This window comes from Alkalibacillus flavidus (assembly GCF_040545925.1).
Classification (GTDB): Bacteria; Bacillota; Bacilli; order Bacillales; family Alkalibacillaceae; genus Alkalibacillus; species Alkalibacillus flavidus.
Window position 1 is genome coordinate 20696 of record NZ_JBEPMX010000011.1, and the last position, 12451, is coordinate 33146.

Annotated in this window: 12 protein-coding genes and 1 riboswitch; all 12 genes read right to left on the reverse strand. The window is 41.0% G+C overall.

What is annotated here, in order from left to right; translation table 11 throughout:
• Nucleotides 1-13 precede the first annotated feature (13 nt).
• The 12 genes from purH to truA all read right to left on the reverse strand — a co-directional run bounded on the left by purH (nucleotide 14) and on the right by truA (nucleotide 12443).
• The gene (purH, locus tag ABID56_RS10410; protein WP_354220917.1) at nucleotides 14-1543 is read right to left on the reverse strand and encodes a bifunctional phosphoribosylaminoimidazolecarboxamide formyltransferase/IMP cyclohydrolase; all 1530 of its coding nucleotides are present in this window, start codon (nucleotides 1541-1543) and stop codon (nucleotides 14-16) included.
• Complete coding sequence (gene purN / locus ABID56_RS10415; protein WP_354220919.1) at nucleotides 1521-2117, reverse strand: phosphoribosylglycinamide formyltransferase; 597 nt, start codon at nucleotides 2115-2117, stop codon at nucleotides 1521-1523. Before purN ends, purH begins: the two co-directional genes overlap by 23 nt.
• Nucleotides 2114-3151, reverse strand: a complete 1038-nt coding sequence (purM, locus tag ABID56_RS10420; protein WP_354220921.1) for a phosphoribosylformylglycinamidine cyclo-ligase — start codon at nucleotides 3149-3151, stop codon at nucleotides 2114-2116. The genes purN and purM overlap by 4 nt, the downstream gene beginning before the upstream one ends.
• A gap of 14 nt (nucleotides 3152-3165) precedes the next feature.
• Nucleotides 3166-4602: an amidophosphoribosyltransferase gene (gene purF, locus ABID56_RS10425; RefSeq protein ID WP_354220923.1), complete on the reverse strand. Its 1437-nt coding sequence runs from the start codon at nucleotides 4600-4602 to the stop codon at nucleotides 3166-3168.
• Nucleotides 4578-6803, reverse strand: coding sequence for a phosphoribosylformylglycinamidine synthase subunit PurL (gene purL / locus ABID56_RS10430; RefSeq protein WP_354220925.1), 2226 nt, complete (start codon nucleotides 6801-6803; stop codon nucleotides 4578-4580). Before purL ends, purF begins: the two co-directional genes overlap by 25 nt.
• Nucleotides 6787-7470 carry a phosphoribosylformylglycinamidine synthase subunit PurQ gene (gene purQ / locus ABID56_RS10435; RefSeq protein WP_354220927.1) on the reverse strand — a complete coding sequence of 228 codons (684 nt, stop codon included), beginning with the start codon at nucleotides 7468-7470 and terminating at the stop codon, nucleotides 6787-6789. Before purQ ends, purL begins: the two co-directional genes overlap by 17 nt.
• Nucleotides 7467-7724, reverse strand: coding sequence for a phosphoribosylformylglycinamidine synthase subunit PurS (gene purS, locus ABID56_RS10440; protein ID WP_354220929.1), 258 nt, complete (start codon nucleotides 7722-7724; stop codon nucleotides 7467-7469). Before purS ends, purQ begins: the two co-directional genes overlap by 4 nt.
• Before the next feature lie 19 nt (nucleotides 7725-7743).
• Nucleotides 7744-8469: a phosphoribosylaminoimidazolesuccinocarboxamide synthase gene (purC, locus tag ABID56_RS10445; protein WP_354220931.1), complete on the reverse strand. Its 726-nt coding sequence runs from the start codon at nucleotides 8467-8469 to the stop codon at nucleotides 7744-7746.
• A 19-nt stretch (nucleotides 8470-8488) separates the two neighbouring features.
• The gene (gene purB / locus ABID56_RS10450) at nucleotides 8489-9784 is read right to left on the reverse strand and encodes an adenylosuccinate lyase (protein WP_354220933.1); all 1296 of its coding nucleotides are present in this window, start codon (nucleotides 9782-9784) and stop codon (nucleotides 8489-8491) included.
• Nucleotides 9762-10910, reverse strand: coding sequence for a 5-(carboxyamino)imidazole ribonucleotide synthase (gene purK, locus ABID56_RS10455; RefSeq protein ID WP_354220935.1), 1149 nt, complete (start codon nucleotides 10908-10910; stop codon nucleotides 9762-9764). Before purK ends, purB begins: the two co-directional genes overlap by 23 nt.
• The gene (purE, locus tag ABID56_RS10460; RefSeq protein ID WP_354220937.1) at nucleotides 10898-11398 is read right to left on the reverse strand and encodes a 5-(carboxyamino)imidazole ribonucleotide mutase; all 501 of its coding nucleotides are present in this window, start codon (nucleotides 11396-11398) and stop codon (nucleotides 10898-10900) included. Before purE ends, purK begins: the two co-directional genes overlap by 13 nt.
• 104 nt (nucleotides 11399-11502) lie before the next feature.
• A riboswitch (purine riboswitch) is annotated at nucleotides 11503-11605 on the reverse strand.
• A gap of 100 nt (nucleotides 11606-11705) precedes the next feature.
• The gene (gene truA / locus ABID56_RS10465; RefSeq protein ID WP_354220939.1) at nucleotides 11706-12443 is read right to left on the reverse strand and encodes a tRNA pseudouridine(38-40) synthase TruA; all 738 of its coding nucleotides are present in this window, start codon (nucleotides 12441-12443) and stop codon (nucleotides 11706-11708) included.
• Nucleotides 12444-12451 lie beyond the last annotated feature (8 nt).

Here is a 12451-nt window from a genome sequence, read left to right on the forward strand (position 1 = left end):
GTAATGTATTGGGTTAATGTTTAAAGTGGCGTACACCAGTGAAAACCATCGCTATACCGTATTCATTACATTTTTTGATCGAATCACCATCCCGTTTAGACCCACCTGGTTGAATAATCGCTGTGATACCAGCTTGATACGCCGCTTCAACGGTATCATCCATCGGGAAAAACGCATCAGATGCCATCACAGCTTCGTTTGCCTTAGCACCCGCTTGATCAATCGCTATTTTAGCCGCTCCGACACGATTCATTTGTCCAGCACCAACCCCAATCGTTTGTTGATTAGTCGCCAATAATATCGCGTTCGATTTCACATGCTTCATCACTTTCCATGCAAAAGCCATGTTCGTCCATTCCTCTTCAGTTGGGTCACGTTCTGTTACGACGTCGAATTGTATATCCTTCTCAAGGTATCGATCTTCATCTTGGATTAACAGACCTCCCGCAACAGAACGCAACGCCAACTCAGGTACACCTTGTTCCGTTGACACTTCAAGTAGACGAATATTTTTCTTTTGCGTGAGTATGTCTAAAGCTTCATCTGTGAAACTCGTTGCTATAATAATTTCTAAAAATATTTGACTTAAGTCTTCCGCAACGGTTGCATCGACTTCACGGTTTAATGCGACAATACCTCCAAAAATCGATATAGGATCAGCATCGTAAGCGCGATTAAACGAAGCCTCCAACGTATCACCAGTTCCCACACCACAAGGGTTCGTATGTTTGACGACGACAGTAGTAGGTTCTGAAAACTCTTTTACGACTGTTAAAGCGACGTCTGCATCTTGAATATTATTATAGGATAATGCTTTACCATGTAACTGTGTTGCATTAACAAGCGACGCGTTACTAGCAAATGGATCAGCATAAAACGCAGCTTGTTGATGGGGATTTTCACCATAACGAAGTGTTTGCTGTCGATCCAAAGTAAAAGTCTTGGATTCAGGATAAGATTCACCCGTTTGTTTCGTTAAATAATCAGCAACAAGCGCATCATATTGCGCTGTGTGACGATAAACTTTAGCTGCTAATTCACGGTTTAGGTCATGTAACTCCTGAGAGGAGGTCAACGCATCAATAACATGCATATAATCGTTCGGATCAACTACAACCGTCACATCCTCATGGTTTTTTGCCGCCGCTCGAAGCATCGCCGGCCCACCTATATCGATGTTCTCAATCGCTTCATGATATGTTACTTGCTCTTTAGAGATAGTCTCTTTAAACGGATATAGATTAACTACAAGAAGATCAATTGTTTGAATAGCCAATTCATCTAATGCGTTCATATGATCAGATTGATCACGTTTCGCTAGTAATCCCGCGTGAACATTCGGGTGTAAGGTTTTGACCCGTCCGTCTAAAATCTCAGGAAACTCGGTGACCTCTGATATACTTGTTACCTCGATCCCCGCTTCTTCTAATACACGCTTCGTTCCTCCTGTCGATACAATGTCAAATTGTTGGTCAACTAATTGTTTTACAAAATCAACAATTCCTGTTTTATCTGAAACACTAATTAACGCTGTTTTTTTCAATTAACTCATCCTCTCGTATCACATGCTTTAATGTTTGGGGATATAATATATGTTCTACTTCACGTAACTTCATTTGTAATATGTTATATGTATCAAATTCAGCAATACTGATTGATTGTTGTGCAATCATCGGACCTGTATCTACACCTTCATCAATATAGTGCACCGTCACTCCTGTGTGACTAACGCCTGCCGCTAAAGCTTGCTCAATAGCATCTTTCCCCGGAAACTGCGGAAGTAATGAAGGATGAACATTGATAATGCGATTGCGGAATGGTTCAAGTAACGTTGGTCCAACTATTCGCATATATCCTGCTAATGCAATCCAATCAACATCATAAGCACGCAATTTAGCCAATATGTCTTGTTCATAATCTACTTTGTTATGAAATTGATTCGGTAACACAGTGTATGATGGAATGCTCAAAGATTTAGCACGTTCTAGTGCAAAGGCATCAGCGCGATTAGTGATTAATGCCACAACTTCGTAAGGTGAATCACTTGCTTGTGCTGCGTTTGCAATAGCTTCAAAATTCGAACCGCTACCCGAGGCCAAAACAGCCACCTTTTTCATGCTGATTCCTCCCCAACAAGTGATATCTCGCCCGTTTGGTTCACCTCTCCGATAGCATACCCCTCTTCACCAATACTCGATAATGCTAATAACGTAGCTTCCACCTCATCTTGACTGACAGCAACAACCATTCCAATGCCCATATTAAAGATATCGTACATGTCTCGTCGCGGAAAATCTCGATAACGTTCAATTAACGAAAAGATGTCAGGCTTTGGGAATGTCATGACATCGATGGTTGCGCCTAAATCACCAGGAAGCATACGCGGGATATTTTCATAAAAACCACCGCCTGTAATATGCGCAATGCCTTTTAGATTAACCTGTTCTTTCAGAGCTAATATTGACTTAACATAAATTTTCGTCGGCGTTAGTAGTACATCTTTTAATGACTCAGTTAATGGTGAATAAGTCGTATTCAGGTTAAGGTTCTCGTTTTCTAAGATTTTACGCACAAGTGAAAAACCATTACTATGAATCCCGTTTGACGGTAGTCCGATTAACACATCCTTATCTTCAATTGTCTCACCTGTTATCAATTCATCCTTTTCGGCCACACCAACAACAAACCCTGCAATATCATACTCATCCACATCATAAATACCAGGCATTTCTGCTGTTTCACCGCCAATCAATGCACAACCTGCTTCTTCACACCCATCAGCAATGCCTTTGACAATTTGTTCGATTTGATCCGGATCTGCTTGACCTAACGCTAAATAATCTAAACAATACAGCGGTTCAGCTCCTTGGGCAACAACATCATTAACACACATTGCTACAGCATCAATGCCAATGGTATCATGTTGATGTGCCATAAAAGCGATTTTTAGTTTCGTGCCAACGCCGTCTGTTCCAGAGACTAAAACAGGTGCTTTGTAATCTAGCGCTGATAAATCAAACAATCCACCAAAACCACCTAAGGATCCAAAAACACCTTTACGTTTCGTTCGATGGACATGAGACGTCATACGATTGACCGCTTCATACCCTTCTTCTAAATGGACACCTGCTTGACGATAAGCTTCTGACATAATAGATCCGCTCCTTAACTTGTCGAGTGTTCCACAGATTGCTCTTTCTCATGTGGTAACACAGAATGATCATAAATTTCAGTCGGATAATTCCCTGTAAAACAGGCTAAACAATGACCTTGATTCTTGCTTTCGTCGTCGCGATCAATCACATTCACCATCGCCTCTGACGTTAAATAACAGAGCGAATCTGCACCAATTTTCTCTCTAGTTTCTTCAACAGAATAATTCGCTGCAATCAATTCGGAAGATGTTGATGTATCAATACCATAAAAACACGGATGTTTTATAGGTGGAGCAGTGATACGCACATGGACTTCCTTTGCTCCTGCTTCTTTTAACATAGAGACAATTCGACGTGATGTCGTACCGCGCACAATCGAGTCGTCAACGATTACAACCCGCATTCCTTCAACAACTTTACGAACAGGCGACAACTTCATTCTCACACCTCGTTCACGCAACTCCTGAGACGGTTGAATAAACGTACGTCCAACATAACGATTTTTGATTAATCCGAGCTCATATGGTATTTGTGATGCTTCCGCAAAGCCAATTGCAGCTGAAATGCTTGAGTCTGGGACACCTGTTACGACATCGGCCTCAACGGGATCAGTCTCAGCTAGCTTTTTCCCTAATTGTTTTCGCGTCCGATGAATATTGTCTCCGTCAACTTGACTATCAGGACGAGCAAAATAGACATATTCCATCGTACAAATTGCTCGGTCATTTGGTTCACTAAAATAACTCGAATTCACACCGTTCTCATCGATCACTAAGTACTCACCAGGCTGAATATCACGAACATAATCAGCGCCAACGACATCGAAAGCACATGTTTCAGAAGCAATCACATAAGAATCGCCAACCTTACCGAGTGATAACGGACGCATGCCTCGTGGATCTAACGCTGCAATCAATTGATTATCATGTAACATGACAATCGCAAAAGCCCCCTCAAGTTGTTTTAAAGAGGCTTTAATTCGTTTGTGAGAAGGTTGTTTGCCACCTTTTCGAATAAGATGAGCGATCACTTCAGTATCTGATGTCGTTTGAAAAATACTCCCTTCATCTTCTAAAGCAGAACGAAGTCTTGAAGCGTTTACTAAATTACCATTATGAGCGACTGACAGTGTATTCGTTTGTGACTGAAATAATAACGGCTGGATATTTTCATACGATTTATCCCCCGTCGTAGAATATCGAACATGGCCTATCGCCTTTTGACCTGGCAAATGAGCTAATTTACTTTCATCAAAAACTTCTGTCACAAGCCCGTGCCCTTTAGATTGTTCTAACTTATCCCCATCCGATACGACAATTCCAGCACCTTCTTGGCCTCGGTGTTGTAAACTGTGCAAGCCGTAATAAGTCATATGAGCCGCTTGTACATGATTATAAACACCGAACACACCACATTCTTCGTTTAACCCTTTGATGTCACTAGACATGGAATCACCCCTTTCCATAAATTCGTTAGTGCATGAACATTTTGTTGAATTACTATTTGACCGTTCCAATCAAGTGTCAATTCACCATCACCTGTCACATGCCCAATATGCATCGCATCACCAACTAATTCTTCAAATAGCGATCGATTGTCATTTGAAACAGTGACAATAAATCGTGACTGCGTCTCACTGAATAGCTCTAACAAATGTTCACCCGTCAAGCTAATACTCAATCCATAAGACGTTTCCATAATCTTCTCTGCTAAAGCAACAGCTAAGCCACCTTCAGACACATCATGAGCTGAAGATATGACACCCTTTCGTATCGCGTTTAGAAGTTGCTCTTGTCGCTGGTATTCTGTATCTAAATCAATTTGCGGTGCTCGCCCTTCGTAATTACCGATCAACCATTTTTGAACTTCACTCCCCCCCAATTCGAGTTCTGTCTCACCAATGACGTATACTAGATCGCCAGCATTTTTCGCACGTTGTTCTGTAATATGATTAACATCATGAATTAAACCAACCATCCCAACAACAGGCGTTGGGTATACGCTCGTTCCATTCGTTTCATTATATAGCGAGACATTTCCACTAATCACAGGCGTTTTGAGTTGCTTAGCTGCTTCAGCCATACCATCTGTTGCTTGTTCCATCATCCAAAAAATCGTCTCATTTTCAGGGTTACCAAAATTTAAACAGTCGGTTAACGCTAAAGGTTCGGCTCCAGAACAAACGATATTACGCGCCGCTTCTGCCACTGCAATTTCACCACCAGTTTTCGGATCTAATTGTAAATAACGTGAATTACAGTCTGTCGTCATTGCCAATGCTTTGTCAGTCCCTTTAAGACGAATGACTGCCGCATCAGATCCAGGTGCAACAACAGTATTCGTTTGTACCATATAATCATATTGATCATAGACCCATTCCTTACTCGCAATCGTAGGTGCCCTTAAGAGGTCTTGTAGCAAAACATTTGGATCATCGATATCAGGTACGTTAAATGTATTTATTTGATTCGTTCGAAATGCTTCGGGTTCTCGGGAAGGTAAATGATAAACAGGTGCATCTTCTGTAAGTGCATCAACGGGTATATCGGCAACCATCTCACCTTGAAAGGTTAAACGAAGTCGCTTATCATCTGTAACGGTGCCAATTGATACTGCTTCAATACCATATGGCGATACTAAATCCTGAATTTCTTGTTCACGGCCTTGCTCTACAATAACAAGCATCCGTTCTTGCGATTCAGATAGCATCATCTCATAAGGTGTCATATCGGGTTCACGTTGCGGGACATCATCCAAGTTCATCTTAATGCCTGTTCCAGCCTTACTCGCCATTTCACTTGCCGATGATGTTAGTCCAGCAGCACCCATATCTTGAATTCCGATTAAGGCATCTGATTGAATTAATTCTAAGCAAGCTTCGATTAGCAATTTCTCCATAAATGGGTCGCCGACTTGTACAGCTGGACGATCTTCACTCGATTCATCAGTCAAAGATTCAGATGCAAATGTCGCACCATGAATACCGTCACAACCTGTTTTTGAGCCAATATACATCACTGTATTGCCAACACCTTTTGCTTGACCGACTTGAATATCATGGTGATGAATAAGGCCGACACACATCGCATTAACAAGCGGATTACCTTGGTAGCAATCGTCAAATTGAATCTCGCCACCAACTGTCGGCACCCCAACACAATTACCATAACCTGCAATACCAGCTATGACTTCCTCAAACAAATACGTCGTCCGCGGTTGATTTAATTCACCAAAGCGAAGTGAATTAAGTAATGCAACAGGACGTGCTCCCATCGAAAACACATCGCGCAAAATACCACCGACTCCTGTTGCTGCACCTTGATAAGGCGAAATCGCTGAAGGGTGATTATGACTTTCAATTTTGAAGACGGCTGCTAGCCCATCACCAATATCAACAACTCCCGCTCCTTCACCTGGTCCTTGTAATACGCGCTCACTTGATGTCGGAAATTTTTTAAGCAGTGGTTGTGATTTCTTATAACTACAATGCTCACTCCACATAACTGAAAAGATTCCTGTTTCAGTATAATTCGGCGTACGTTCTAGCATTGTTTCAATTAAAGTAAATTCATAATCAGTTAGACCCATAGCTTGATATAATTGGTTCGCTTTAATAGATTCTGCATGGGGTTCAAGAAGTAGTGGCATGACGTTCCCTCCAATTGGCTAACATTGACTGAAATAATTTAAAACCATCGTCACTTCCAAGTAAGGTATCAATTGCACGTTCTGGATGTGGCATCATCCCTAGAACATTACCCCGCTCATTAACGATGCCAGCTATATCTGCTGATGACCCATTTGGATTATTGGCATAACGAAACACAATTTGGTCATTCGACGCGAGCTTTTCCAGTGTGTGAGCGTCACACTCATAATTACCATCAGCATGTGCAATGGGGACTTGAATTGTTTCCCCTTGTTGATAGCTAGTCGTAAACAGTGTCTCATTATGTTCAACAATCAATTCTACTGGGCGACAAATAAACTTCAAGTCTCGATTACGCTTCATGGCACCTGGCAATAACCCCGCTTCAAGTAAGACTTGGAATCCATTACAAATTCCTAAAACAGGCTTCCCTTCTGATGCAAACGCACTCACTGCTCTCATGACATTTGAAAAACGAGCAATCGCTCCTGAACGTAAATAGTCACCGTAAGAGAAGCCACCCGGTAACAATACAGCATCATAGCCGTCTAAATTCGTTTCCGTATGAAAGACGTAATCAACTTCTTCATCAAGTCCTGTTTCAATTGCGTGAAATAAGTCACGATCACAATTCGACCCCGGAAATACAACCACAGCAAACTTCATGTTGTGATGACCTCCTCCATGTCATACCGATAGTCTTCAATGACAGGATTAGATAGCAACTTATTACACATAAACGTGACTTGTTCATCGATTGAATGATCAGCTTTAGGCTCGATGTGGAATTCCATGTACTTACCTACACGAATATCACCAACGTTATCTACCCCCATCGTATGAAGTGCCCCCTCTATCGCTTTACCTTGTGGGTCTAACACACCTGATTTCAATGTAATGTATACTTTCACTTTGACCATGATTACCACACCTTTTCGATTAAATTCCCTTTTCAACTGCACCTTTTAAGCGCGATAAAATCGTCTGGTACGCTTCACCGATAGAACCAGTTCCTTCTCGAAATACATCCTTATCAAGCTTCTCGTTTGTATCCAGATCCCACAATCGACATGTATCTGGCGAAATTTCATCCGATACCACGAGCATACCCTCTGGGTTAATACCGAATTCTAACTTAAAATCAACAAGTTTCAGGTTACATATATTAAAATGTTTTATTAGTAGATGATTTACATCCAGTGCAAGTCGCTTCATTGTTAACAAACGTTCTTCTGACACTAACTCAAGCAACCGAATATGATCATCATTAATAAGTGGATCACCAAGCGCATCATCTTTATAATACGTCTCAACAATTGTCTGTTTTAATGGTTCGCCTTCATCTAAACCTAATCGCTTGGCTAGACTACCTGCCGCGACATTACGAACAACGACTTCAAGCGGTATAATTGTTGTTTTTTGTACGAGTTGCTCTGTTTCAGATAACCGCCTAATGAAGTGGTTTGGAATATTTTCCATGGATAACTGCTGAAATAATAAGGACGAAATATCATTATTGAGTTGCGCTTTCCCTAGTAATTGTTCCTGTTTCTCGCCATTAAACGCTGTTAATACATCTTTATACTGCACCCAAAGCATGTTGGGGTGATCAACTGTATATAATTGTTTGGCTTTGCCTTCATACAACAACGCATGTTTTTCCAAACTGAAACCTCCTTTAAATTCAATCCAGGCCTAGACGGTCAAAGATCATATCAACGTTCTTTAAATGATAGGTCGCATCAAAACATGATTCTAATGTAGCTTCGTCAACAGTACTCGTGATCTCATCAGTTCCACGAATTAAATCAGGGAATGATGTTCCTTCTTCCCAAGCGCGCATGGCTAAGGGCTGCACAAGATCATAAGCGCGTTCACGCGAAAAACCTTGGTCAATGAGGGTTAAGAGTACACGTTGTGAATAGATTAAACCGTATGTTCGACCCATATTGGCCTGCATATTATCTGCGAACACCGTTAAATTATCGACAGTGCTTGCAAATCGATTCAACATATAATTAAGCGCAATCGTCGCATCAGGCAAAATGACACGTTCTGCAGATGAATGAGAGATATCTCGTTCATGCCAAAGTGACACATTTTCATACGCTGTCATCATATAACCACGGATAACGCGCGCCATACCAGACATATTTTCTGAGCCAATCGGATTACGTTTATGCGGCATAGCCGATGACCCTTTTTGGCCTTTTGCAAAAAACTCCTCTACTTCACGTGTCTCACTTTTTTGTAACCCACGTATTTCGGTAGCCATCTTCTCAATCGATGTCGCGATTAACGCTAATGTTGACATATAGTCAGCGTGACGATCCCGTTGTAATGTTTGAGTCGAAATCGGTGACGGCGTTAAACCAAGCTTTTCACACACGTATTGTTCAACATACGGATCGATATTAGCATAGGTTCCAACAGCGCCCGATAATTTACCGACTTCGATACCTTTTGCGGCCACTTCAAAGCGTTCTATATTTCGTTTTAACTCTTCATACCAAAGTGCAAGTTTTAACCCAAATGTCGTCGGCTCCGCATGAACACCATGAGTCCGTCCCATCATAATCGTATACTTATGATCTTCAGCTTTTCGTTTGATGACATCTAAAAACTTATGTAAATCATTGCGAATTACATCATTAGCTTGCTTAATCGTGTAAGACAAAGCCGTGTCTACTACATCTGTTGATGTTAAGCCATAATGGATCCATTTCTTTTCGTCACCTAATGTTTCTGAAACCGCACGTGTAAACGCAACGACATCGTGACGTGTCTCTTGTTCAATCTCTTGAATGCGATTCAGATCAAAGGTCGCTTGCTCACGTATTGTCGCAACATCCTTTTTAGGAATATAACCCAGCTCTGCCCACGCCTCACAAGCTAATATTTCAACTTCTAGCCATGCTTTAAATCGGTTTTCCTCTGTCCATATTTGTCCCATTTCTTCACGTGTATAACGTTCGATCATGCTGTTCCCTCCAAATATTACTTTCATCTATAGTTTTTAAAATATCTTCAACTTCATTTCCAATAAAATTAATATGCCCCATTTTACGACCCGTTTTCGCTTTATCTTTCCCGTAATAATGCAACTTCGCTTGAGGCAAGTTTGTGATAACTGAGTCCACTTTATTAACATGTTCACCTAAAATATTCGTCATCACCACTGGTGTCTTTAAATCAATATTATCTAATGCCCAGCCGCAAATCGCACGTACATGCTGCTCAAATTGTGAAGTCGTACACGCATCAAGTGTGTAATGCCCAGAATTATGAGGTCTCGGTGCCACTTCATTCACATAAATGGTATTATCTCTTCCTAAAAAGAGTTCAACACCTAGAGCACCAATCGAACCAAGCGTTTCAGCCACATTAATCGCAACATTTCGAGCATGCGTTTCAACTGAATCTTCAACACGTGCTGGTACAATTGATTGATGTAAGATATGGTTGACGTGAATATTCTCAGATAAAGGATATGTCATCACGTCTCCATTTGTACCTCGTACAACTATAACCGACAGCTCCTGTTTGAAATACACCATTTCTTCTAAAATACAAGGACCTTGTCTAAGTAAGGACATAGCAGCTTCAACATCGTCCTCGTTATAAATCACTATTTGTCCTTTGCCATCATAACCAAACTGACGTGTTTTCAAAATGGCAGGATATCCTATTATGGCAATGGCAGTTGGTAAGTCACTGCTTGTGTTTACAGATTGATAACGCGCAACCTGAGAACCACTACTTTCAATGGCTTGTTTTTCAAAAACGCGATCCTGCGTCGTTTCAATCAACTGACTACCTTGTGGCAAATAGGCATAACCTTCTAAATAGTTTAAAACGTGACTATCTACATTTTCGAATTCATATGTGATGACATCAGCCACTTCTTTTAGCTGTTTCGCTGCTTCTAAATCCGAATAAGGCGCGACAATAATATTATCAGCTACTTGTGCTGTAGGCGAATCAATATTAGGATCTAAAACTGCAACACGAAATCCCATAGCTTTCGCCGCTAAAGCCATCATCCGTCCTAGTTGGCCACCACCAATAATTCCAACTGTCGAATGCGGTTTAATTATAAACGCCATGTTTTAAACTCCTTTTGACTCGCTTCGACTTTATCTTGCATAGTTTGACGGTACTGTTGCAATCGTTGATACAGGTCCAAATCAAATGGTGCTAATTGTTTAGCAGCTAACAACCCAGCATTTTTAGCACCGGCTTCACCAATAGCAACTGTTGCAACAGGGACTCCACCAGGCATTTGAACTATTGATAAGAGTGAATCGAATCCACTTAAGCTCTTTGATTCAACAGGTACACCAATGACTGGTAAGACTGTTTTGGCCGCGATCATACCTGGTAAATGAGCAGCACCTCCTGCTCCGGCAACAATGACTTTTATTCCCCGATCGTATGCTTTTTCAGCGTATGTAAACATTTTATCAGGGGTTCGATGCGCTGAGATCACTTCTTTTTCATAAGGAATTTGTAATTCTTCTAACACAGCACATGTTTGTTTCATCGTTTCCCAATCCGATGTACTTCCCATCACGACACCAACAACAGGTTGCATTAAGAGACCTCCTTTAAAATAAAATGCAGATTGCTCTCCACTATAAGGAAAGCAATCTGCACACTTCATCTAACCGATACACTACTCCCATATATCATGGTCAAATTATCAGATTACTCCCTCATAGTCCAGCTTGTTTACGGCAACCGGGTAGAAACTTTTGGGCCATATTCCCAATATTATATGAGGGTATATCATTGTCGTATTTCAATTTCTACTCAAATTATAACATGAAAATCTAAACTATCAATCAAAACTTTAACAAAAACCGAAAAATATTCTCAACATTAAGCTTAATGTTCGTTTTTTAATAAGTGACTTGCCACAAAAATAACCCGTGACTAGGCGCTGTCATCCCGACTTTTTGCCTGTCTAAAGTGGCAAATGCTTCATCAATACAGGACGACGCCTTTTTATTTAACCCTATTTCAACTAAGGTCCCGACAATAATTCGCACCATGTGGGTTAGAAAGCCATCACCTTTTACTTCGAACATGATACGACCATTCTCTTCCCAAATCTCAATCGCATTCACCGTTCGTGTTTTATCCCCAGTGACATTGGACTTAGATGCAGAAAACGGTGTGAAATCATGAGTCCCGATAATTTTTTCAGCTGCTGATCTCATCAAATCGAGATCAATTGGTTTAATGACATGCCATTCGTACTGCCGATTAAATAAATCATAATGACGTTGATTTAGCACGGCGTAACGGTAAACTTTCCCTCGAGCACTCTTCCGTGCATGAAAATGTTCATCAACTTTCTCAACTCGTTGCACTTGCACATCTGATGGTAATAAGGTTTGTAGTGCTTGGTGCCAAGCCGAACAATCCAAGGTTAAAGGCGTATTAAAATGAATGACTTGATCTAACGCATGCACTCCTGAGTCCGTTCTACCAGATGAATAAATCCGAATATCATCACGATGTATTTTCTTTAAGGCTTGTTCAATAACCAATTGCACCGTTCGTTCACTTGTCTGCACCTGATAACCAGCAAAATGTGTGCCGTCATAAGCGATATGTACTTTAATTCGTTCCACATTGACTC

Coding starts and splice junctions, on each gene's coding strand:
- purE (WP_354220937.1), bottom strand. CDS start 11,398: ATGCAACCTGTTGTTGGTGTCGTGATGGGAAGTACATCGGATTGGGAA.
- purS (WP_354220929.1), bottom strand. CDS start 7,724: ATGGTCAAAGTGAAAGTATACATTACATTGAAATCAGGTGTGTTAGAC.
- purL (WP_354220925.1), bottom strand. CDS start 6,803: ATGCCACTACTTCTTGAACCCCATGCAGAATCTATTAAAGCGAACCAA.
- purB (WP_354220933.1), bottom strand. CDS start 9,784: ATGATCGAACGTTATACACGTGAAGAAATGGGACAAATATGGACAGAG.
- purQ (WP_354220927.1), bottom strand. CDS start 7,470: ATGAAGTTTGCTGTGGTTGTATTTCCGGGGTCGAATTGTGATCGTGAC.
- purK (WP_354220935.1), bottom strand. CDS start 10,910: ATGGCGTTTATAATTAAACCGCATTCGACAGTTGGAATTATTGGTGGT.
- purF (WP_354220923.1), bottom strand. CDS start 4,602: ATGTCTAGTGACATCAAAGGGTTAAACGAAGAATGTGGTGTGTTCGGT.
- purN (WP_354220919.1), bottom strand. CDS start 2,117: ATGAAAAAGGTGGCTGTTTTGGCCTCGGGTAGCGGTTCGAATTTTGAA.
- purM (WP_354220921.1), bottom strand. CDS start 3,151: ATGTCAGAAGCTTATCGTCAAGCAGGTGTCCATTTAGAAGAAGGGTAT.